Annotated in this window: 22 protein-coding genes and 4 tRNA genes; 14 read left to right on the top strand and 12 right to left on the bottom strand. The window is 68.0% G+C overall.

The genetic code is table 11. From position 1 onward, the window contains the following. Nucleotides 1–53: 53 nt before the first annotated feature. The 6 genes from pgi to pcnB all read right to left on the bottom strand — a co-directional run bounded on the left by pgi (nt 54) and on the right by pcnB (nt 5,639). A complete protein-coding gene (gene pgi, locus ACO6VK_RS12285; RefSeq protein WP_422507501.1) occupies nt 54–1,568 on the bottom strand; it encodes a glucose-6-phosphate isomerase in 1,515 nt (504 codons plus the stop codon). Then, entirely contained in the window at nt 1,565–1,945 is a 381-nt protein-coding gene (gene panD / locus ACO6VK_RS12280; RefSeq protein ID WP_017355950.1) for an aspartate 1-decarboxylase, read from the bottom strand. The genes pgi and panD overlap by 4 nt, the downstream gene beginning before the upstream one ends. 136 nt (nt 1,946–2,081) lie before the next feature. Then, the gene (gene panC, locus ACO6VK_RS12275) at nt 2,082–2,924 is read right to left on the bottom strand and encodes a pantoate--beta-alanine ligase (protein WP_422507498.1); all 843 of its coding nucleotides are present in this window, start codon (nt 2,922–2,924) and stop codon (nt 2,082–2,084) included. After that, complete coding sequence (gene panB, locus ACO6VK_RS12270) at nt 2,921–3,736, bottom strand: 3-methyl-2-oxobutanoate hydroxymethyltransferase (RefSeq protein WP_422507496.1); 816 nt, start codon at nt 3,734–3,736, stop codon at nt 2,921–2,923. Before panB ends, panC begins: the two co-directional genes overlap by 4 nt. A gap of 31 nt (nt 3,737–3,767) precedes the next feature. Further along, the gene (gene folK, locus ACO6VK_RS12265; RefSeq protein WP_422507494.1) at nt 3,768–4,256 is read right to left on the bottom strand and encodes a 2-amino-4-hydroxy-6-hydroxymethyldihydropteridine diphosphokinase; all 489 of its coding nucleotides are present in this window, start codon (nt 4,254–4,256) and stop codon (nt 3,768–3,770) included. 3 nt (nt 4,257–4,259) lie between these two features. Next, complete coding sequence (gene pcnB / locus ACO6VK_RS12260) at nt 4,260–5,639, bottom strand: polynucleotide adenylyltransferase PcnB (RefSeq protein ID WP_422507513.1); 1,380 nt, start codon at nt 5,637–5,639, stop codon at nt 4,260–4,262. Nucleotides 5,640–5,689: 50 nt separating this feature from the next. Between pcnB and ACO6VK_RS12255 the strand changes: the two genes are divergently transcribed. Beyond that, nucleotides 5,690–5,764: transfer RNA gene (locus ACO6VK_RS12255), tRNA-Glu, on the top strand. 119 nt (nt 5,765–5,883) lie between these two features. Here ACO6VK_RS12255 and ACO6VK_RS12250 read toward each other — a convergent pair. Next, nucleotides 5,884–7,305: a sugar porter family MFS transporter gene (locus tag ACO6VK_RS12250; protein WP_422507492.1), complete on the bottom strand. Its 1,422-nt coding sequence runs from the start codon at nt 7,303–7,305 to the stop codon at nt 5,884–5,886. 171 nt (nt 7,306–7,476) lie between these two features. Between ACO6VK_RS12250 and ACO6VK_RS12245 the strand changes: the two genes are divergently transcribed. Beyond that, the gene (locus tag ACO6VK_RS12245) at nt 7,477–8,391 is read left to right on the top strand and encodes an SMP-30/gluconolactonase/LRE family protein (protein ID WP_422507490.1); all 915 of its coding nucleotides are present in this window, start codon (nt 7,477–7,479) and stop codon (nt 8,389–8,391) included. 108 nt (nt 8,392–8,499) lie between these two features. Next, entirely contained in the window at nt 8,500–8,823 is a 324-nt protein-coding gene (gene fdxA / locus ACO6VK_RS12240; RefSeq protein WP_411850628.1) for a ferredoxin FdxA, read from the top strand. Nucleotides 8,824–8,908: 85 nt separating this feature from the next. Here fdxA and ACO6VK_RS12235 read toward each other — a convergent pair whose 3' ends face one another. Further along, nucleotides 8,909–9,427 (bottom strand): hypothetical protein, encoded by a 519-nt coding sequence (locus tag ACO6VK_RS12235; RefSeq protein ID WP_422507488.1) that lies wholly within the window; start codon nt 9,425–9,427, stop codon nt 8,909–8,911. 29 nt (nt 9,428–9,456) lie between these two features. Next, entirely contained in the window at nt 9,457–10,350 is an 894-nt protein-coding gene (gene dapA, locus ACO6VK_RS12230; protein WP_422507486.1) for a 4-hydroxy-tetrahydrodipicolinate synthase, read from the bottom strand. A 164-nt stretch (nt 10,351–10,514) separates the two neighbouring features. On the opposite strand from dapA, the gene ACO6VK_RS12225 reads away from it, so the two are divergent. The 10 genes from ACO6VK_RS12225 to ACO6VK_RS12180 all read left to right on the top strand — a co-directional run bounded on the left by ACO6VK_RS12225 (nt 10,515) and on the right by ACO6VK_RS12180 (nt 16,393). Further along, nucleotides 10,515–11,075: a glycine cleavage system protein R gene (locus ACO6VK_RS12225; RefSeq protein ID WP_017356703.1), complete on the top strand. Its 561-nt coding sequence runs from the start codon at nt 10,515–10,517 to the stop codon at nt 11,073–11,075. 79 nt (nt 11,076–11,154) lie between these two features. Beyond that, nucleotides 11,155–11,634, top strand: a complete 480-nt coding sequence (locus ACO6VK_RS12220) for a peroxiredoxin (RefSeq protein WP_422507484.1) — start codon at nt 11,155–11,157, stop codon at nt 11,632–11,634. 82 nt (nt 11,635–11,716) lie between these two features. Then, nucleotides 11,717–13,114 (top strand): PhoH family protein, encoded by a 1,398-nt coding sequence (locus tag ACO6VK_RS12215; RefSeq protein ID WP_422507482.1) that lies wholly within the window; start codon nt 11,717–11,719, stop codon nt 13,112–13,114. After that, complete coding sequence (locus ACO6VK_RS12210) at nt 13,111–13,617, top strand: hypothetical protein (RefSeq protein WP_422507480.1); 507 nt, start codon at nt 13,111–13,113, stop codon at nt 13,615–13,617. The genes ACO6VK_RS12215 and ACO6VK_RS12210 overlap by 4 nt, the downstream gene beginning before the upstream one ends. Nucleotides 13,618–13,647: 30 nt before the next feature. After that, on the top strand, nt 13,648–14,319 hold the full coding sequence (locus ACO6VK_RS12205; RefSeq protein WP_422507478.1) for a YoaK family protein: 672 nt from the start codon (nt 13,648–13,650) through the stop codon (nt 14,317–14,319). Nucleotides 14,320–14,362: 43 nt separating this feature from the next. After that, complete coding sequence (thiD, locus tag ACO6VK_RS12200) at nt 14,363–15,172, top strand: bifunctional hydroxymethylpyrimidine kinase/phosphomethylpyrimidine kinase (protein ID WP_422507476.1); 810 nt, start codon at nt 14,363–14,365, stop codon at nt 15,170–15,172. Next, nucleotides 15,169–16,008, top strand: a complete 840-nt coding sequence (locus tag ACO6VK_RS12195) for an alpha/beta fold hydrolase (RefSeq protein ID WP_422507474.1) — start codon at nt 15,169–15,171, stop codon at nt 16,006–16,008. Before thiD ends, ACO6VK_RS12195 begins: the two co-directional genes overlap by 4 nt. A 61-nt stretch (nt 16,009–16,069) precedes the next feature. Continuing rightward, nucleotides 16,070–16,146: transfer RNA gene (locus ACO6VK_RS12190), tRNA-Arg, on the top strand. Nucleotides 16,147–16,201: 55 nt separating this feature from the next. Continuing rightward, nucleotides 16,202–16,278 (top strand) — tRNA-Arg (locus ACO6VK_RS12185). Between the two features lie 38 nt (nt 16,279–16,316). Continuing rightward, nucleotides 16,317–16,393 (top strand) — tRNA-Arg (locus ACO6VK_RS12180). Nucleotides 16,394–16,470: 77 nt separating this feature from the next. Here the strand turns inward: ACO6VK_RS12180 and ACO6VK_RS12175 are convergent. After that, the gene (locus ACO6VK_RS12175; protein ID WP_422507472.1) at nt 16,471–17,613 is read right to left on the bottom strand and encodes an alpha/beta hydrolase; all 1,143 of its coding nucleotides are present in this window, start codon (nt 17,611–17,613) and stop codon (nt 16,471–16,473) included. A 115-nt stretch (nt 17,614–17,728) separates the two neighbouring features. Then, nucleotides 17,729–18,664, bottom strand: a complete 936-nt coding sequence (locus ACO6VK_RS12170) for a LysR family transcriptional regulator (protein WP_422507470.1) — start codon at nt 18,662–18,664, stop codon at nt 17,729–17,731. Between the two features lie 141 nt (nt 18,665–18,805). On the opposite strand from ACO6VK_RS12170, the gene ACO6VK_RS12165 reads away from it, so the two are divergent. Then, nucleotides 18,806–19,507 (top strand): pirin family protein, encoded by a 702-nt coding sequence (locus ACO6VK_RS12165; protein WP_422507468.1) that lies wholly within the window; start codon nt 18,806–18,808, stop codon nt 19,505–19,507. A gap of 57 nt (nt 19,508–19,564) precedes the next feature. On the opposite strand, the gene ACO6VK_RS12160 is transcribed toward ACO6VK_RS12165, so the two are convergent. Then, nucleotides 19,565–21,688, bottom strand: a complete 2,124-nt coding sequence (locus tag ACO6VK_RS12160; protein ID WP_422507511.1) for a TonB-dependent siderophore receptor — start codon at nt 21,686–21,688, stop codon at nt 19,565–19,567. Nucleotides 21,689–21,936 lie beyond the last annotated feature (248 nt).

Raw genomic sequence — 21,936 nt, 5'->3', positions numbered from 1 at the left:
CCCGCACGCGCCGGTAGAGCCGACCGTTGGTCGGCGCTACGGGGCCGGGGCGATCAGGCCTTCAGGTGGCCCAGCAGCTCCAGCGTCACCGGGTCGGTGATGGCGGCCGCGTCACCCTGCAGCGCCGGCAGCAGCTGGCTGGCCAGCTGCTTGCCCAGCTCCACGCCGAACTGGTCGAAGGCGTTGATGTTCCAGATCAGCGACTGCACGTACACGGCGTGTTCGTACATCGCGATCAGCGCGCCCAACGACTGCGGGGTGAGCGCGTCGAGCAGGATCATGGTGCTCGGGCGGCCACCCGGGTAATCGCGGTGCGGGTCGTCGCTGCTCTGGCCATTGGCCAGCGCCTCGGTCTGCGCCAGCAGGTTGGCCATCAGCGCCTGGTGGTTGACCACATAGGGATCATCGTTGTGCACGCAGCCGATGAAATCGGCCGGAATCACGCTGGTGCCCTGGTGCAGCGCCTGGAAGAAGCTGTGCTGCACGTCGGTTCCCGCCCCGCCCCACCACACCGGCACGGTGTCGGTGGTGACCGGGCTGCCGTCGCGCTGAACGCGCTTGCCCAGGCTTTCCATCACCAGCTGCTGCAGATAAGCCGGCAGCAGCGCCAGGCGCTGGTCATAGGTCATCACTGCATGGGTGGCATGACCGAGCAGGTTGCGGTTCCAGATGTCGGTCAGCGCATGCAGCACCGGCAGGTTCTGGTCCAGCGGTGCATTCAACGCATGCGCGTCCATCTGCGCCGCGCCGTCGAGCAGCTGCTCGAAGCCCTTGAAACCGATCGCCAGCGCGATCGGGAAACCGACCGCAGACCACAGCGAATAGCGCCCACCCACCCAGTCCCACATCGGCAGCACACGGCCGGCGGCGATCGAGAAGGCCTTGGCGGCGCGTTCGGGATTGGCGCTGACCGCATACAGACGGTCGCTGCCGCCCAGCCAGTCGTGCAGGATCTGCCCGTTGAGCAGGGTTTCCTGGGTGCCGAAGGTCTTGGAAATCAGGATGCCGGCCGTGGTGGCCGGGTCCAGCGTGGCCAGCGTGCGCTGCATGGCCGCGCCGTCCACGTTCGATACGAAATGCACGCGGAAGCGCGCCCCGCTCACCGGCCGCAGCGCATCGGCGACCAGACGCGGACCGAGGTCCGACCCGCCGATGCCGACGCTGACGATATCGGTGACGTTGGTCTGCTCCAGCGCCGCGATCAGTTCGCCCATCTGTGCGCGCACCTGCGCGGCGGTGGCGAACGCCTCGCCCGCCACGGGTGCGCCGCCGAGGTCGCCACGCAGCGCGGTATGCAGCGCCGCGCGGCCTTCGGTCACATTGACCGTTTCACCGCGGAACAGGCGCTGCAGGCCACCGGCGACGTCGCACCCGGCGGCCAGTTCCAGCAACGCATCCAACGCCGCGCGGTCGTACTTCTGCCGCGCGAAATTGACGTACAACGGACCGACCCGCAGCCCCAACGTTCGTGCCCGCTCCGGTTCGGCGGCAAGCAGCGACGGGATGCTGGCGCCGCGCAGGCGCTGGGCATGGGAATGAAGCGGGTCGAATCCGTTGTGCTGTGTCATGCGGCCTGGGTCGGGATCGTGTCGTTGGTGTGGGAGATCTGGTTCTTGCCGTCCACATATACCAACTTCGGCTTGAAGCTGTCAGCTTCTTCTTCGCTCATGCTGGCGAAGGCGGCAATGATGATGATGTCGCCCACCTGCACGTGGCGCGCGGCGCCGCCGTTGAGCGAGACCACGCCGCTGCCGGCTTCGGCACGGATGGCATAGGTGGAGAAACGCGCACCGTTGGTGACGTCCCAGATATGCACCTGTTCGAACTCACGGATGCCGGTGGCCTGCAGCAGGTTGTCATCGATGGCGATGGAACCTTCGTAGTTCAGCTCGGAGTGGGTGACGGTGGCGCGGTGGATCTTGGTCTTCAGCAGGGAGAGGTGCATGGCACGCAACAACGGTAAAGGAAAGGGAAATTCTAGCACCCGGGCGGCAGGCGGCAGGGGGTGCGCCCTGCCCGCTGCCGACGGTTCAGGCAGGTGACGGCAGCGGGTGGCGCCGGCCAGCGGCCGGCCCCACGGCTCAGAACTCCAGGTTGTCGATCAACCGGGTGGTGCCGATGCGGGCGGCGATCAGGGCCACGCGCGTGCCATCGTTGGCGTCGGCCGGTTCGGACAGGTCCGGCAGGCGCACCACGGCGTAGTCGACCTGGAAGCCGGCGGCCTGCAGCGCGGCGGTAGCCTCCGCCTCGATCAGGCTGCGCGTCTTGCCGGCGATGAAGCCTTCGCGCATGGCCAGCAGCACCTGGTGGATGGTGGTCGACACCTGGCGGTGCTCATCATTGAGGTACTGGTTGCGCGAGCTCATGGCCAGGCCGTCGGCCTCGCGCACGATGTCGCCACCGACGATCTGGATCGGGAAGGCCAGGTCTTCCACCATCTGGCGGATCACCGCCAACTGCTGGTAGTCCTTCTTGCCGAACGCAGCCACGTCCGGCTGGACCTGGTTGAACAGCCGCGAGACCACGGTGCAGACGCCGTCGAAGTGACCCGGGCGGTGCGCACCTTCCAGCAGACCGCTGATGCCCGGCACGTTGACGCTGGCGGCCAGCGCCACGCCGAACGGGTACATCGATTCGACCGTGGGCAGCCACAGCACGTCGCAGCCGGCCTGCTCCAGGCCGGATGTATCGGCCTCGGGCGTGCGCGGGTAGCGGGTGAAGTCCTCGTTCGGGCCGAACTGGGTCGGGTTGACGAAGACGCTGGAGACCACGCGGTCGGCGTACTGCCGCGCCAGGGTCACCAGCGAGTAGTGGCCCGCATGCAGGTTGCCCATCGTGGGCACCAGCGCGACGCGCAGGCCCTCACGCTTCCAGCCGTTGACGACGGCGCGCAGGCGGGACAGTTCGGTGACGGTGTCGATCATGAGGCGTAGGCGTGTTCTGCGTCGGGGAAGGAGCCGTCGCGCACGGCGTCGGCAAAGGCACGGACGGCACCGGCGATGGAACCACCTTCGGCAAGGAAATCCTTGACGAACTTGGGACGGCGATGGCCGCTGTCCAGCCCAAGGAAGTCATGCAGGACCAGCACCTGGCCGTCGCACTCCGGGCCGGCGCCGATGCCGATGGTCGGCACCGCCACGGCGGCGGTGACGGCAGCGGCCACCGGGGTCGGCAGGCACTCCAGCACCATGATGGCGGCGCCCGCCTCGACCACGGCCTTGGCATCCTCGACCAGTTGGCGGGCAGCATCGCCACGCCCCTGCACGCGGTAGCCGCCCAGGCGCAGCACCGACTGCGGGGTCAGGCCCAGATGCGAGCAGACCGGAATCTCACGCTCGACCAGGTAGCGGATCACGTCCAGCTTGAAGCCGGCGCCTTCGATCTTGACCATCTCGGCACCGGCCTGCAGCAGGCGCACGGAGGCCTCGAAGGCACGCTCCGGGCTGGCGTCCGCGCCGAACGGCAGGTCGGCGATCACCAGCGCGCGCTGCACCACCCGGGCCACGGCGCGGGTGTGGTAGACCATATCGTCGGTGGTGACCGGCAGGGTCGAATCGTGTCCCTGTACCACCATGCCCAGCGAGTCGCCGATCAGGATCAGATCGACCCCGTTGGCATCGAAACTGCGCGCGAAGCCAGCATCGTAAGCGGTCAACATCACCAGCTTCTGCCCGTTGCGCTTGGCCTCCGCCAGTGCGGGGACGGTCCAGGGCTTGCTGTCTGCGTGGGTACTCATGAGCTGATAACCGGTGGCGATAAGCCCGGCATTATCCTCCTATTGGAGCGATCCCGCAGGCCTCCACCTGCATTGCAGCATTCCGCACGCGACCATGCCCGGGAATCAGCGCCTCGCCGGCGATTTCGGCCAGCGGCAACAGCGCGAACGCGCGCTCATGCAGATAGGGATGCGGTACCTTCAGCTGCGGCAGGTCGATGACCTCTTCGCCGTACAGCAGCACGTCCAGGTCCAGCGTGCGCGGCCCCCAGTGCAGGCCCGGCTCGCGGACCCGCCCGAAGTCGCGCTCGATCGCCAGCAGCGCCTCCAGCAGGACCGGTGCCGCCAGCGCAGTGTCCAGCACGGCGGCGGCGTTGACGAAGGGCGGCTGGTCCACGTTGCCCCATGCCGGCGTGCCGTACAGCTGCGAGCGCGCCCGCAGCGTGGTGTGCGGCAGCGCCGCCAGCGCCTGGAACGCATCGCGCAGGGTCTGCGCGGCGTCCCCGAGGTTGGCGCCCAACCCGATACAGGCCAGGGTCACGGCTTACTCGCTGGCGGCAGGACCGCCGGCGGGCCGGCGACGGCGGCGGCGACGCTTGCGCGGCGCACCGTCTTCCCCGTCCAGCTCGGCATCGGCATGGGCCGCGTCGAGCGTGGACTCCAGCTCGTGGCCGGACTGCTGCTGGGCCTCGCGCCAGAACTCCACATCGGCCTGGTGCTCGCTGGACGCCACCTGGCGCAGGACCAGGAAGTCGAACGCGGCCCGGAAGCGCGGGTGGGTCAAGGTGCGGAACACGCGCTTGCGCTGGCGCGAGCTGAAGCGCCCCTGCAGCAGCCAGATCTCCTGCATCGGCAGCGAGAAACGGCGCGGCAGCGCGATCGTGGTCAGCTGGTGCAGGGTCACCCGGTCGGCGGCGCGACGCTGCGCCTCTTCCAGCGCCACGCCCTGCTTCTGCAGGGTTGCCAGCGCGCGGCAGAACGCCGGCCACAGCAGCAGCGCGAACAGGAACGACGGCGACACCGGCTCGTCGTTGGCCACGCGCAGGTCGGTGTTGTGCAGGCCTTCGATCACCATCCGGCGCAGCGCGCCGCTGCGGTTGCTGCGCAGCGCGGCCGCACTCTCCGGGAACATCACCTGCAGCAGGCCGTAGCGTTCCAGCCCCTCGAAGCTGGCCACGCCGTGCCCGGACAGGAACAGCTTCAGCACTTCCTCGAACAGGCGTGCCGGGGCAGCTTCGGACAGCAGGTTGGCCAGGCGCGGCAGCGGTTCGGCAGTGGCGTCCTCGATCTGGAACCCGAGTTTGGCCGCCAGGCGAACGGCACGCAGCATGCGCACCGGGTCTTCGCGGTAGCGCTGCTCGGGATCGCCGATCAGCTTCATCAGGCGTGCCTGCACGTCTTCAAAGCCACCGGTGTAATCGCGCACCGAGAAGTCCTCGATGGCGTAGTACAGGGCGTTGCAGGTGAAATCGCGGCGGACGGCATCGTCTTCGATGCTGCCGTACACGTTGTCGCGCACCAGCATGCCGTTTTCCATCTCGCGGTCGCCGCTGCCGTCATCGATGTTGGCGCGGAAGGTGGCCACTTCGATGATCTCGCGGCCGAAGACCACGTGCGCCAGGCGGAAGCGGCGGCCGATCAGCCGGCAGTTGCGGAACAACTGCTTGACCTGCTCGGGCGTGGCGTCGGTGGCGACGTCGAAATCCTTGGGGTTTCCGTTCACCAGCAGGTCGCGCACGGCACCACCGACCAGGTAGGCGCCGAACCCGGAATCGCGCAGCCGGTACAGAACGCGCAGGGCGTTGGGGCTGATGTCCTTGCGGGAGATGTTGTGCTGGTCGCGCGGGATCACGCGCAGGCTGAACGGTGATGTAGCAGAGGAATTGATGTTGGCGCTTCCGGTTGAAGTTTCGGGATTGCCCAATGGCATCTAGGTCAATATACTAGCGCGCTGCGCAGTTCGCGACAAAGCCTGCTCCCTTCGTCTAGAGGTTAGGACGTGGCCCTCTCAAGGCTAAAACAGGGGTTCGAGTCCCCTAGGGAGCACCAGTCGTCGCGCAGAAAAGCCAAAAACCCCGCTCCGGCGGGGTTTTTGCGTTGGGCCGCCGCCCGCCCGCCGTGCCCGCGCCGGCCAGGCCGCCCGGGGCGGCCCGCCCTCCAGGCGCCACTCATCCCTCCATCTGCTCCAGCTCCTTGCCCTTGGTCTCCTTGACGTAGCGCAGCACGAAGAAGATCGACACCACCGCCGCGGCGGTATAGATGCCGTAGGCACCGGCCAGGCCGATGCCGGCCAGCAGCATCGGGAAGGTCACGGTGATGGCGAAGTTCGAGGTCCACTGCGCCGCCCCGGCCACGGCCAGGCCCGAGCCCCGGATCTGGTTGGGGAACATCTCGCCCAGCATCACCCACATCACCGGGCCCCAGGACATATTGAAGAACACCACGTAGGCATTGGCCGCCACCAGCGCCAGCCGGCCCATCCCATCGGACAGCTGCAGCCCGCCGTCCACCAGCGTCCCGCTGGAGAACGCCACCACCATCAGCGCCAGCGACACCGCCATGCCCACCGAGCCGATCCACAGCAGCGGACGGCGGCCGATGCGGTCGATCAGCACCACGGTGAGCAGGCAGGCGCCGATGCTGAGCGCGCCGGACAGCACGTTGATCAGCAGTGCGTCGTTCTCCGAGAAGCCGACCGCCTGCCACAGCACCGCGCCGTAATAGAACACCACGTTGATGCCGACCAGCTGCTGGAACACGGCCAGGCCGATGCCGACCCAGACGATGGGCCGCAGCCGCCCGGTGGTCTTGCCGATCAGGTCCGAGAAGCGCGGGCGGTGCTGGTCCTGGGCCAGCGATCCCTCGATCTCGGCGATCTTGAGCTGCGCCTCCTGCACCCCGTACAGCCGGGTCAGCACCGCCAGCGCCGCCTCCCGGCGGCCCTTGACCACCAGGAACCGCGGGCTCTCCGGAATCACCATCAGCAATGCCAGGAACAGCAGCGAAGGCAGCGCCTGCATCCAGAACATCCAGCGCCAGGCCGCCTGCCCCAGCCACAACGCCTCGGTGGAGGCGCCGGCCGCACGCGCCAGCAGGTAGTTGCTCAGGAACGCGCAGAACAGGCCGCTGATGATGGCGATCTGCTGCACCGTGGCCAACCGGCCCCGGTACCGCGCCGAGGCCACCTCGGCGATGTAGGCCGGCGACATCACGCTGGCCGCGCCAACCGCGACGCCGCCCACCACCCGCGCGATGATGAACACCAGCGAGCTTTCCGCCGCGCCGGCGCCCAGGGCGGAGAACAGGAACATCACCGCGGCGATGATCAGCACCCCGCGCCGGCCCAGGCGGTCGCCGAGACGCCCGGCGAAGAACGCGCCGATCGCGCAGCCCAGCAGCATCGAGGCCACCTCGAAGCCGATCCCGGCCTCACTGGAGTGGAAGGTCTGCTTGAGGCCGTCGACGGTGCCGTTGATCACGCCACTGTCGAAGCCGAACAGAAAGCCACCGATGGTGGCCACACAGCTGATCAGAACAATGAAGGCGGTGTTCTCCCCGCGCACGGCGAGGCTGGCTGACGCAGTGGACATGGGCGCATCCGCAAGGAAGAGGAAGGAAGTGGATCCGCTGTCCACCGGCGGCCATCATCTTGGCCGGGTCGCCGCCGGCGGCGCAATCGTGCACCGCCGCATGCCGCCAGCGCAGGCTGGGCCTGCCCGCGATGGCAGAATGCAGGGCCCCCTGCCCACGCCTCCGAGCCGATGACGGACACCGCTACCCGCCACGCCCCCACCCCAACCCTGCTGGTCGACAGCCGCTGCACCCACGGCGAAGGCGCCCTGTGGTCGCCCCGCCGCCAGTGCCTGTTCTGGGTGGACATCAGCGAACGGCGGCTGTGGCAGTACCACCCCGGCACCGACACCCACCGCCACTGGGCGCTGCCGGACCGGCCCGGCTGCCTGGCCGAAGGCGAGGATGGCCAGCTGCTGCTCGCTTTGGCCGGCTCCCTGCAGCGGATGAATCTGGACGCCGCCGATGGCGTGCCCGCCCTGCACTGGCTGGCCGATGTGCAGCCCGACGTGGCCAGCACCCGCAGCAATGACGGCCGCACCGACCGCGCCGGCAACCTGGTGTTCGGCACCATGAACGAAGATCCGGCGCGGGCGCCGCTGGGCCGGTTCTACCAGTACAGCGCGCGCCACGGCCTGCGCGACCTCGGCCTGCCCGGCGTGGTGATTCCCAACGCGATCTGCTTCAGCGCCGACGGCGGCACCCTGTACTACTGCGACTCGGTGCGGCCGGAGCTGTGGTGCTGCGACTACGACGCCGACAGCGCCCGCTGCCGCCATCCGCGCCGCTTCGCCCAGCTGGAATCGCCGGACTGGGAACCCGACGGCGCCGTCATCGACGCCGAGGGCGGACTCTGGAATGCGCAGTGGCGCGCGTCCCGGGTGGTGCGCTATGGCGCCGATGGCCGCATTGACCGGATCGTGCCGATGCCGGTGAAGAACCCGACCTGCGTGGCCCTGGGTGGCCCCGACCTGACCCGGCTGATGGTCACCAGCTCGCGCCTGGACTACAGCCCCGAGGCGCTCGCCGCCGCCCCGCACGCCGGCAGCGTGTTCGCCGTGGACACCGGCATCGCCGGCCTGCCCGACACCCCGTTCCGCTGGTGAGCGGCACCGCCGGCGCAGGCGGTTGCACGCCCAAGTGAGATCGAATCCCGCGCCAGCGCCCAACCTGTTCTAGAATTGTCCGGCTTACTGTCGGATTCAGATCCAGCCATGCCTTTTGTCGTCACCGAAAACTGCATCAAGTGCAAACACACCGATTGCGTGGAAGTGTGCCCCGTGGATTGCTTCCATGAGGGCCCGAACTTCCTGGTGATCGATCCGGACGAGTGCATCGACTGCACCCTGTGCGAGCCGGAATGCCCGGTCAATGCCATTTTCCCCGAAGACGACGTGCCCGCCGGGCAGGAAGTGTTCGTGGGACTCAACGCCGAGCTGGCCAAGGCCTGGCCGGTGCTGACCGTGCGCAAGGATCCGCCCGCCGATGCCGGCGAGTGGGACGGCAAGCCGGACAAGCTCCAATACCTGGAGCGGTAACGAAAAAAGGCGCCCACGGCGCCTTTTTTGTTTTCGACCGGCGCCAGGTGCAACCGGGCAGCGCCCGGCGTCACCTACTGGCACCTTACGGTGCCAGCTTGGCCTTCAGCTCACCCAGCAGCTTGACCGGGGCAGCACCGGTGGCCGGCAGGCCACGCGGATCCACGGCCGAGATGTAGGCGCCGGCTTCCACGGTCACCACGCGCACCAGGAAGTCGCTGCCTTCGTAGGCCACGTCATAGGACCCCAGCAGCTGGGCCTTGCTGGCGATCTTCACGCCATCGACCGACTCCAGTGCAGTGCCGACCTTGGCGAACACGTCTTCCTTGCTGCCTGCCACGGTGAAGCCGGCGCTGTTGGTCGGCGCCTGGGTGGACGCGGCCGGGGCCGGCTTGGCCGCCTGCGATGCCAATGCCGGCAGCTGCGCGCCGCCGCTGGTGCTGGGCACGGTCAGATCCGGCGGGATTTCCAGCGGACGCACTTCCGGGGCCAGCGCGTAGTCGCCCTTGGCACCGCGCTTGAAGCAGCCGGTGGTGCCCACGAGGGTGGCGGTGGCCAGAATCGCGAAGGACAGCACGCGAATGGCGGAAACGGATTGACGCATATGAATCTCCTGGGTCAGGCCACTGTCGATCAGTGGCTGGATAGTGCTTCGAGCGCACCAATGTCGGTGGCCAGATGGCCGGCGGCGGCATGGTGGGCTTCGGACAAGGGCAGCAGGGGCAGACGCAGTCCGTCGCCGATGCCGATCCGGCGCAGCAGGTCCTTCACCGGGATCGGATTGGATTCCACACCGCAGAATTCATGGAACGGCTCCAGTCGCGCATCCCACGACTCGGTCGCCTCGCGCTCGCCGGCAGCGGCGAGATCGCACATGCGACGATACGCGCCGGGCAGGACGTTGGACCCGACCGAAATCAGGCCATCGACGCCGGACAGGATCGAACGCGCGGCGGTGCCGTCATCGCCGCTGAGAATGGCGAAGTCGGGCGAACGCAGTGCCAGCAGCGCGTTGACCCGGCCGGTGTCGCCAACGGCTTCCTTGATGCCGACGATGTTCGGATGCCGGGCCAGCTCGGCCACGGTCTCGGGCAGCATGTCGCAACCGGTCCGCCCGGGCACGTTGTAGAGCACCACCGGCAGGCCGCCCTGGTCGGCGACCGCGCGGTAATGCGCGATCAGGCCGGCCTGGGTCGGGCGCACGTAGGGCGGCGTCACCACCAGCGCATGGGTGGCGCCGTTGGCGGCCGCACGCCGGGTCTGCTCGATGGTTTTGGCGGTTCCCGACAGCCCGGTCCCGGCCAGCACCGGGATGCGGCCGCCCACAGCCTTGACCGCGCTGCGCAGCAGCAGGTCGTATTCGTCGTCGGACAGGGTAGCCGCTTCGCCGGTCGAGCCGGCCACGACCACACCGCGGACACCACCCTCAAGTTGCAGGTGCAGCAGGCGCTGCCAACCGTCGGGATCCAATGCGCCGTCGGCCTGGAAAGGCGTCGCCAGCGCGGTGATGAGACCGGAAAGGGACAAGGAAACGATGCTCTGAAGAGAGGGGGAGGCTGACCGGGCTAAACGCCGGCCGGATGTACTTTGCATGTTACTTGCGGGTCGAAAGCGCGGGCAAGTATGCTGGACCCAGGTGAACGGGCCGTCGCCGGTGCCGTTCAGACTCACCCTGCATTACCGGAACCACCTTGACCGACACCACGCCGCGGCCTGCGCCGACCGAAAACCATCTCCTGATCAACGCCTATACGACGCATCCGGAGTCCCCCCTGCTGCCCGTGACCCGGCGGATCTCCGATAGTGGCTGCAACCTGGTCGATGCGCGCCTGGCTACCGTGGGCCGTGATGTCTCGGTTACCGCCCTGGCCACCGGCTCGTGGGACTCGGTCGCCAAGCTCGAGGCGATGCTCACCCGCCTGGAGCGCGAGGAAGGCCTGAAGCTGGTCTGGTACCGCACCGGTGCCAAACAGGCGCAGTCCAACCTGCTGCCCTACATCGTGGAAGTGATCGCCGCCGACAAGCCCGGCATCCTGTTCCAGCTGGCCGATTTCTTCGACCGCCAGGGCATCACCATCGAGAACCTGCAGAGCACGCGTTACCGTGCCATGCAGACCGGTGCGGAAATGTTCTCCGCGCAGGTCACCATCGGCGTGCCCGCCAACATGCACATCGCCGCACTGCGCGACGATTTCCTCGAGTTCTGCGACCACCTCAACCTGGACGCGATCATGGACCCGATGAAGTTCTGACGACTTCGCGCGTTCGTCACGAGCGCGCGGTGTTTCATGCAGTTGTAGTAGACGTACCCCAGGATCCGGAAAGGACCTCATGAACGACGGCGACACCCTGGACAGCACCACCCTCGCACTTCCGCTGGCCCTGTCCGGCGGCGAACACACCACCCTCGGCGCACTCGCCGGCCAGTGGCTGGTGCTGTACTTCTACCCCAAGGACAGCACGCCGGGCTGCACCACCGAAGGCATCGACTTCAACGCCCTGCTACCGGACTTCACCCGCCTCGATGCGGGCGTGTTCGGCGTCTCCCGCGACTCGGTCAAATCGCACGACAACTTCTGCGCCAAGCAGGGATTCGCGTTTCCGCTGATCAGCGATGCCGACGAAGCGCTGTGCACCGCCTTCGACGTGATCAAGCTGAAGAACATGTACGGCAAGCAGGTGCGTGGCATCGAACGCAGCACCTTCCTCATCTCACCCGACAGTCGTATCGTGCAGTCGTGGCGCAAGGTGAAAGTCGCCGGCCACGCCGCATCCGTCCTTGAAGCCCTGAAGGCCGCGAAAACCCAGTGAGCAACCCGGCACCCCCCAATGGCCATCACCCTGCCCCGCAGGCCGTGATGGCTTGTCCCTGTTCTGCCACCAGGAAATGACGATGACCCGAGGCAAGCGCATCTACGTACTGGATACCAACGTGCTCATGCACGATCCAACCGCGCTGTTCAAGTTCGAGGAGCATGATGTCTACCTGCCGATGCAGGTGATCGAAGAGCTGGACAACGGCAAGAAGGGCACCACCGAGGCGAGCCGCAATGCGCGCCAGGTGAGCCGCTTCCTCAATGAGCTGGTGCAGGCGTCGGGCCTGGACAACCTCGCCGATGGCATCCCGCTGCAGCGTCCGAACGGCCTGCAGCTGCGCGGCAAGCAGAGCGTGGGCCTGCTGCGCTTCCAGACCAGTCATTTCGACGCGGGCAAGAGCTTCGGCGCGGTGATCCCGGACAACGCCATCCTCGGCGCGATCCTGGCCCTGAAGGAGCAGATTCCGGAGATTCCGGTGGTGTTCGTGTCCAAGGACATCAACCTGCGGATCAAGGCGGCCATCGCCGGCATCGTCTCGGAAGACTACGAAAACGATCGCGCGCTGGACGATTTCAGCCTGCTCTACACCGGCGCCACCGAGCTGCCGGAGGACTTCTGGAAGAAGCACACCGACAACCTGCGCAGCTGGAGCGACAAGGGCCGCACCAGTTACGAAATCCTTGCCAGCGACGATGAGAACTGGCATCCCAACCAGTACGCCTACCTGCCCGGCGACGATGAGGTCGAGCTGCGCGTGGCCAAGGTCGACGGCGACAAGGTCACCCTGTCGCTGGTCAACGATTTCCGCCACGGCAGCCACGCGGTCTGGGGCATCAGCGCGCGCAACCGCGAACAGAACTTCGCGCTCAACGCGTTGATGGACCCGGAGATCGACTTCGTCACCCTGCTCGGCACCGCCGGCACCGGCAAGACCCTGCTCGCGCTCGCCGCCGGCCTGGCGCAGACGATGGACCAGCAGCGCTACCGCGAGATCATCATGACCCGCGCCACGGTCAGCGTCGGCGAGGACATCGGCTTCCTGCCCGGTACCGAGGAGGAAAAGATGACGCCGTGGATGGGCGCGCTGACCGACAACCTGGAGGTGCTCACCCACACCCAGGAAGGCGGCGCCTGGGGGCGTGCGGCGACCAACGACCTGATCGCCAGCAGGATCAAGATCCGCTCGCTGAACTTCATGCGCGGGCGCACCTTCCTGTCGCGCTACCTGATCCTGGACGAGGCGCAGAACCTCACCCCCAAGCAGATGAAGACGCTGATCACCCGTGCCGGTCCCGGCACGAAGATCGTCTGCCTGGGCAACGTCGAACAGATCGACACCCCGTACCTGACCGAAACCACCTCGGGCCTGACCTACGCGGTGGACCGTTTCAAGAACTGGCCGCACAGCGCCCATGTCACGCTGCGCCGTGGCGAGCGTTCGCGCCTGGCCGATTACGCCTCGGAGGTGTTGTGAACCGTTCCCTGTCCCGTGCCGTCCTGCCGCTGGCGCTCGCTGCGCTGGCGGCAGCCTGCACGCCGTCCAACACGCGCCCCGGCAGCACCGTGCCGACCGCGATCAAGACCGGCCAGTCCTGGGTGGTCACCCGCCCGGTGATCGCCGCCCAGGTGCTGGATACCTGCTCGCGCACCAGCCCCGGCCGCGAGCCGGGGCGGGTCACCGGCTACTGGGCGCCGAGCCGCCAGCAGGTCGAGCAGCTGGAAGCCGCCCTGCCCTCGCTGGAGGCACAGGTGCCCAAGGCCGGCGATTTCGACCGCCAGTACGTCGGCATCGAACGCGACGGCCGCCAGGTGATCTACCTCAACGCCTTCCACCTGCCCGATGGCAGCGACATCGATCCGGCACGCGAGGCGATCCGCGTCTGCGATGGCGGCGCGCAGTTCTGGGGCGCGGTGTTCGATCCGGCCAGCGGCCAGTTCTCCGATGTGCAGTTCAACGGCCCACCCGCGGGCCGCTGAGCATCGCGTGATCAACGCCGTCCACGGCCGATGAGCATCCGGCTGCCCACGTGGGTGTGGGTCGGCGCGATCGCGCTGTCCTGCGTGGCGGGCATGGTCAACGTGGTCGGCTTCCTCGGGTTCGAGCACCAGGCGGTCAGCCACATGACCGGCACCACCAGCCAGCTCGGCATGGCCCTGGCGCAGGGCGACTGGCGCGTGGTCGGGCACCTGTGGGGCCTGCTCATCGCGTTCTGCCTGGGTGCCACGCTCAGCGGCATGATCGTGCAGGACAGCGCCCTGCAGCTGGGCCGCCGCTATGGCGTGGTGCTGACCCTGGAATCGCTGTTGCTGCTGATCGCCATTCCGCTGTTCAAGCAGCAGCAGATCTGGGGTGCGCTCGCCGCCGCGATGGCGTGCGGCCTGCAGAACGCGATGGCCACCACCTTCAGTGGTGCGGTGGTACGCACCACCCATCTCAGCGGCATGTTCACCGATCTGGGCATCGGGCTGGGGCATCTCCTGCGCGGCCTGCCACTGCCGATCCGTCGACTGACCCTCAGCGGCCTGATCGTCAGCGGTTTCCTCGCTGGCGGCATCCTCGGCGCGTGGCTGTTCCTACGCTTCGGCTACGACGCCCTGCTCGCCCCGGCGCTGCTGACCGGCGGCACCGGCCTGGGTTATGTGCTGTATGCGCAATGGCGGCGCCTGCAACGCCCCTGAGCGCGCGCCAGCACCGCTGCCGCAAACACTGCACAATCGGCGCATGAGCCCATCCACTCCCGTTTCAGCCCTGACCATCGCCGGTTCCGATTCCGGGGGCGGCGCAGGCATCCAGGCCGACCTGAAGGCCTTTGCCGCGCATCGTGTGCATGGCCTGTCGGCGATCGCCGCGCTGACCGCGCAGAACACCCGCGGCGTCACCGCCGTCCATGTACCACCGCTGGAGTTCCTGCAGGCACAGCTCGATGCCTGCTTCGCCGACTTCGAGATCCACGCGGTGAAGCTGGGCATGCTGGCCAACGCCGAGGTGATCGGGCTGGTTGCCGACGCACTGGAAAAGCACCGCCCACCGCACGTGGTGCTCGACCCGGTGATGGTGGCCACCAGCGGCGCCAAGCTGCTGGAGGACAGCGCGCTGCACGCGATGCGCACCCGCCTGATTCCGTTGGCCACGCTGCTGACCCCCAACATCCCGGAAGCCGAACTGCTGCTCGGCCGTCGCATCGTCACCGCCGATGATGCGGAAGATGCCGCCGGTGCGCTGCTGGCACTGGGCGCGGGGGCCGTTCTGCTCAAGGGCGGTCACCTGGACGAAGGCCCGCGCGTGGTCGACCGGTACTTCGACGGCGTCACCCGCGATGACTTCATCCACGCACGCCTGCCGGTCGATGCGCACGGCACCGGCTGCACGCTGGCGTCGGCCATCGCCGCGCAGCTGTGCCAGGGCCTGTCAGTGCCGAATGCCTGCGAGGCCGCCATCGACTACGTCGCACGCGGCCTGCAGAGCGGGTATTACCCCGGCCGCAGCGAGGTGCTGGTGATCGATCATTTCGGTGCGGCGCGTCCGGCATGATCGATGCGCTGACGCTGCCCGTGCAGGCCGACGATGGCCACCGCACCGACCTGCTGGTGCGCCGCCCGGCCACGCCGCAGGCGCGCCTGCTGTGGCTGCCGGCGCTGGGTGTGGCCGCACGCCACTACCTGCCGCTGGCCGAGACGCTCGCCGCGCGCGGCATCGCCGTGCACCTGCATGAGTGGCGCGGCAACGGCAGCAGCAGCCTGCGTCCGTCGCGCACGCAGGACTGGGGCTACCGCGAGATCCTCGAGCGTGACCTCCCCGCCAGCCTGGCGCAGGTGCAGGCGCAGGACAGCGCGCCGTTGATCATTGGCGGCCACAGCCTCGGCGGCCAGCTCGCCTGTGCGTTCGCCGGGCTGCACCCGGACGTCTTCACCCGGTTCTGGCTGGTCGCCAGCGGCACGCCGTACTGGCGCACCTTCCCCGCCCCGCGCGGCTGGACCCTGCCGCTGATCTACCGCTTCCTGCCGTGGCTGGCCCAGCGCCAGGGCGTGCTGCACGGGCGCCGGCTGGGGTTCGGCGGCACCGAAGCGCGCGGCCTGATCCGCGACTGGGCGCGCGTGGGCCTGAGCAACCACTACGCCGGCGACGGCATCGCGCAGGATCTGGACCGGGCCATGCACGGCGTCCGCGGCCAGGCGACCGCGGTGGTCATGGCCGACGACTGGCTGGCCCCGGCATCGTCGATGCAGGGCCTGCTGGCCAAACTGCCGCAGGTACGATCGACGCTGACCGTCCTGTCCGCCGCCGCGCTGGGCGCACGCGCCGATCACTTCGCCTGGATGAAGGCGCCGCAGGCCGTGGCCGACGCACTTTTTCATTCATTTGAATGAAGACCTTCACAAAAGCGTTGACGAATGCGACGTCGATCCGCATAATTCCGCTCCTGTTGACGCGCCCGTAGCTCAGTTGGATAGAGTACCTGGCTACGAACCAGGCGGTCGGGAGTTCGAATCTCTCCGGGCGCACCATCAACAGGCTGACAACTCCGCCGTTGGCAGCAGCAGTACAAAACGCGATGCACATGCGCCCGTAGCTCAGTTGGATAGAGTACCTGGCTACGAACCAGGCGGTCGGGAGTTCGAATCTCTCCGGGCGCACCACTGCATCGCGAGCAGCACTACAATCAGACAATGCAAATGCGCCCGTAGCTCAGTTGGATAGAGTACCTGGCTACGAACCAGGCGGTCGGGAGTTCGAATCTCTCCGGGCGCACCATTGCATCGACGAAAACGGCAGCCATCGGCTGCTGTTTTTTTTTGGCTTTTCGCCCGCGCGCCCTGTCCCCGCGACCGTCATCCGCGCGGCGGTGCATGCACCGCCGCCTGCATCGCCATCCGGTCGGCCTCGCCCGGCAGTGCCGGCGCCGGGCACGCGCCGCCGGCATGGTCGTCATGCGCCAGCCAGTCATCCACCACCCCGCCCAGCAGGTCCACGCGCAGCGGCAGCGTGATGTGGTCCTCGCCGCGCATCTCGATGTAGTGCACGCGCGGGCTGGACGATGCGAGTCGACGCCCCTGCTCCACGCGCACATGCTGGTCGTCCTGGCCGTGCAGCAGCAGCACGCAGGCCTGCGTGTCGGAAAGTGCGTGCGCCACATCGACACGGTCCAGGTCCAGGTCCAGCCGCTGGCTGGCGGCGGCGATCACCTGGTCGATGTCCTGCCCGCCATAGCGCCAGCGCCCGTAGGCGGCCAGCGCCTGCGCCTTCCAGCCGGTCGGCTGCAGCGACATCAGGTGCGGAATCATGCTGCGGATCGCGTCGCCGGCATTGGCGAAGGACTCCATCGCGACCACGCCGGTGACCTGGTCGCCCAGCTTGTCGGCAGTAAACAGCGCGGTGGCCGCGCCGTAGGACACGCCGAACAGGTACAGCGGGCCAACCACTTCGCCGCGCTGGCGCAGCGCGCCGATCACATCGACCACATCATCCGATTCGAACGTGCCATAGCCGGCCGGACCAGCGCCGGAGTGGCCGTGGTTGCGCAGGTCGATGGTGACCACGCGGTAGCCGGCCTGCGCCAGCTGCAGCGACCACGGCAGCATCGCATCGCCGTTCATCATCCACCCGTGCAGCAGCACCACGGTGCCGCGCGGCGCCTGCGGCTGGAACGGGTGCGGCACCGCCAGCTGCAGGCCGGTCTGCAGCGGCAGGCCGTTGTCGTGCTGCTGGGCGAGGTAGTGATAGCGGACCCCGTACTGACCGGGGTCGAAGGCCCGCCAGAAGATCGGCACACCCGCGCGGGCGGTCACGAACCCGTGGCGGTTGGGCACCGTGTCCACCGCTTCGGCGATACGCGCGGTATCCAGCAGCGTGGACACGCCACCGGGTGCCACCAGGCGATCGCTCAGCGAGGTGGACGCGGACGGGGTCAGCGAGGAGCAGGCAGCCAGCCACAGGCCGGCCCCGGCCAGCAGCAACAGCAGCAGGCGTTTCATGGGCGTGTACGGACATCAACGGGCCGGGCAGCGTACTGGCTGCGCCGCAGGCGCTCTATCGCACCTGGATGACGGTGGCATGACAGCGCACCCCCGGTTCAGCTTGGCCGGCCGGTCAGGCGCCGTGCCCCAGCCACGCCGCCATCGTAGGCCACCAGCCCTCGATCACCTGCGGCCGCTGCATGCGCTCGCGCCACCAGCGCAGCCCCGCCCCCTCCTCGCCGGTCCGCCAGGCCAGCCAGAACGTCTCATCCGGCTTGGGCTCTTCGACCTGCCGGATCACCAGCCGTCCCTCGCGCACCGCCTGGCGCACGTACGGCTCGGGCAGGAAGCCGAAACCCAGACCGGCGCACTGCAGGCGGAATTTGCTGGCCGTATCGGGCACGGTCACCGTGTCCTGGCCCATCAGCAGGCCGACCGTGCGCGGCAGCAGCCGGCGCGCCGAGTCCGCCACGGCGATCGCGCAGTGCGCCGCCAGCACCTCACGCCCCAGCGGCTCGGGCACTGTCGCCAGCGGATGCGAGGGCGCCACGGCGAACACGAACCGCACCACCCCCATCGGCTCGACCACATACCCGCCCCCGCTCGGCCCCTCGCCCGCCGCGCCCACCAGCAGGTCGGCGCGCCGATCCAGCAGGGCCTCCCAGGTGCCCGACAGCGCCTCGCTGACCAGCCGCACCCGGGTCTGCTCGGCCACCGCCGTGAATGCCCGCACGTCATCGGCCAGCAGCGCCGGGGGGAACATGGCATCGACCGCCACGGTGAGTTCGGCCTCCCAGCCGGACGCCACCCGGCGCACCCGCATCTCCAGCTCGCGCGCGGCGCGCAGCAGGTGCCGCCCCTCCTCCAGCAGCGCCTCGCCGGCCGCGGTCAGGTGCGCGCGCGGCCCGACCCGGTCGAACAGCTGGACACCCAGGTCGTCCTCCAGCTTGGAGACGGTGTAGGAGATCGTCGACGGCACTTTGTGCAGCGCCTTGCCGGCCGCCGCGAACGAGCCGCGGCGGTCGATGGCGTCCAGGATCTGCAGGGCATCGAGGCTGAGCTTGAGCATTCGAATTTTTCGATGATGGCTTGCAAAACTATCCGTTTTTCAAGCCAGCCGCGCAAGCGGATACTGGCCGCAACAGGAAAGGGGACGGCAACCACCGCCCCGGACCGACATCGAAACCATCGAACACCCAAGGAGATTCCCATGCTGCAGATCCGCAAGAGCAACACCCGGGGCAAGGCCGACCACGGCTGGCTGAACTCCATGCACACCTTCTCCTTCGCCAACTACTACGACCCGCGCTACGTCAGCTTCGGCCCGCTGCGCGTGATCAACGAAGACCGCGTCCAGGGTGGCCAGGGCTTCGGTACCCACAGCCACAGCAACATGGAGATCGTCTCCTACGTGCTTGGCGGCGCGCTGGAACACAAGGACTCGATGGGCACCGGCTCGGTGCTGCGCTACGGCGACGTGCAGCGCATGAGTGCCGGCAGCGGCGTCAGCCACAGCGAGTTCAACCACTCGGCCGACGAGCCCGTGCACTTCCTGCAGATCTGGCTGTTCCCCGACCAGGAGAACATCACCCCCAGCTACCAGGAAACCCACTTCGCTCCGGAGACCAAGCGCGGCCAGCTGCGCCTGATCGCCTCGCGCGATGGCCGTGACGGTTCGCTGCTGATCCACCAGGACGCCTCCATCTACGCGACGATCCTGGACGGCGACGACCGCGTGCACCTGCCGCTGGCGCCGCGGCGCGGTGCCTATGTACAGGTCGCCCGCGGGCAGCTGCAGGTCAACGGCATCACCCTGGAGACCGGCGATGCACTGCAGGTCAGCGACGAGGCGCAGCTGACGCTGGAAAACGCCAATGACGCGGAAGTCATCGTGTTCGAGCTGGCACTGTAAACAGCAGGCCTCAAACGCAGACACCCCGGTTGCCCGGGGTGTCGTGCGTTGCGCGGATCAGAACCTGTAGTTCAGCGTCAGGCGCACATTGCGCGGCTCGCCCCAGGTGTAGGTGCTGTACCAGCTGAAGATCGTGTAGTAACGCTTGTCGAGCAGGTTGTTGACGTTGAGCGTCGCCGACAGCTGGTCGTTGAACTGGTAGCGCGCCATCGCGTCCAGCAGCCAGTACGGCTCGGTGCGATGGACCTGGCTGCCGCCGGTGGCGGGGTTGCTGATGGTGCCGAACGTACTGCCCTGCCAACGCGCACCACCCCCGACGCTCCAGCCCTGCGCCGCCCCGGTGAGGCGGTAGCTGCTGTGCACGCTGAACTGGTCTTCCGGCTCCAGCGTGGAGACCTTGGTGGACTGCTGGCGCGCGATCTTGTGCGCGTAGCCGCCCTGTACCTGCCAGCCCGGTGCGAGCTGGCCGGAGATCTCCAGCTCGTAGCCCTTGGTACGCACGCCCATCAGGCCTTCATAGGCGATGTCGCCGCTCGGCGTCCTGCCGCCGGTCGGTTGCGCGTAGTTGTCCTGCTCCAGCTGGAACACCGCCGCGCTGGCGTTGAGGCGACCGTCGTAGAACTCCGCCTTCAGGCCGGCCTCGTAACTGCGCCCTTCCAACGGGTCCAGCACCCGGCCCTGTTCGTCCTGGTTGCCCTGCGGCTTGAAAATGGTGCTGTAGCTGGCAAACACCGAGACGTTGCGGCTGAGGTCGTACACCAGGCCGGCGTACGGCACGACCACGCCGCTCTCGTCGGTGTCCGGGGAGGTGTAGTTGGCGATGCGGCTGCCGAGGATCAGCTTCAGCGGGTCGGCCAGGTCGAAGCGGCCCACCACATAGGCCCCGCTCTCGCGGGTGACCTGGTTGTCACCGTAGCCCCACTGCCAATCCGGCTCGGGCACATCACCGGTCCAGGCGTAGTAGTCGGCGACGTCGCTCACATAGCCCGGCTGCGGCGAATACCCGTTGTTGACCCAGCGCTTGCGCGACACACTGCCACCCACCACCAGTTCGTGCTGGCGGCCGAACCATTCGAATTTGCCGCTGACGTACAGATCGGCGGCATTGCTGGTGGTCTTGCCGATGTACTGCCCCAGCCACATGGTCACGCCCTCGCCGGTAACCGGATCGGGATTGCCGCCGGCCGCCGCACCCAGCGAGGCGTCGTAGCCGTTGACCTGGTGATTGAGCTGCAGCTTGGCGACCCAGTCGTTGGCGAAGGTGTGCTCCAGCGTCGCAAAGCCGGTGCGGGCGTACTGGCCCCATCGGCTCCAGCGTGCGCCATTGTTGAACGAGCGCGGCATCGCATTGAAGTTGCCTGCGCTGTCCAGCAGCGGAATGCCGCCCCAGCTGGAGCCCTTCGGATCGCTGTTCTGGTAGTCGGCACCGACCGTCAGCAGCGTGCTGTCGCCGATATCGGCTTCCAGAATGCCGTAGAAGACCTCGTTGCTGCGCTGGTAGTGGTCGACGTTGGAATGCTTGTCCTGATACGCCGCCACGGCACGTCCGCGCACGCGGCCGCTCTCGGTCAACGGGCCGCCGACATCCACTTCGGCCCGGTAGCTGTCCCACGAGCCCGCCCCCAGCGTGGCACTGCCGGCCAGCGTGCGGGTCGGCTTCTTGCGCACCAGGTTGATCGTCGCACCGGGGTCACCCATGCCGGTCAGCAGGCCGGTCGCCCCCTTGAGCACCTCGATGCGGTCGTAGATGGCGGTATCGCTGAGCGTGTTGCCTGCCGAGTACGCCGAATCACGCGCCATCGGAATGCCGTCGTACTGGAAGTTCTGCACCGCGAAGCCGCGCGCGTAGTACTCGGTGCGCTCGCTGTCGTAGGTGACGATGCTGATGCCCGGGGTGACCTTCATGACGTCGTCGATGCCGTTGAGCCCGAAGTCGTTCATTTCCTGACGGGTGATCACGCTGATCGACTGCGGCGTCTGCCGCGGGCTGAGCACCAGCCGCGTGGCGGTGGCGATCGTGCCGGGGGTGTACGAATCACTGCCCTCGGTCACCGTGCCCAATTGATTGGCGGTGACCTGCACCGTCTGCAGGGTCTGGGCGGCGTCATCCTTCGGCGGCGCCGGCGCCTCCTCCGCCTGCGCGGCGGGGGCGAACAGGCCCAGCCCGAGGACGCCACTCATGGCCAGGGTGAGCAGGGACAGGGACGGAGCCGACGGACGATCGGCAGGGATGCGGCCCGAACGGGCCTGGGCAATACGGGACACGGCAACGGACACGGCAACGCCTCCAGTGAGGAAAGAAATCCTCTGGCGGCGGCTGGAGGCAAATAAGGGGGGAGCCGGAAAGCGCTACTGCGCTTCCGCGGCAGCCGCATTTTACATGCTGCGGGCATGCGATGCTTTGCGCCGCTGGATGCCCCGACTGGAGG

It is taken from the genome of Stenotrophomonas sp. GZD-301, from assembly GCF_049310345.1.
In the GTDB taxonomy this organism is placed as follows: domain Bacteria; phylum Pseudomonadota; class Gammaproteobacteria; order Xanthomonadales; family Xanthomonadaceae; genus Stenotrophomonas.
This window is presented reverse-complemented; position numbering and strand designations above follow the sequence as displayed.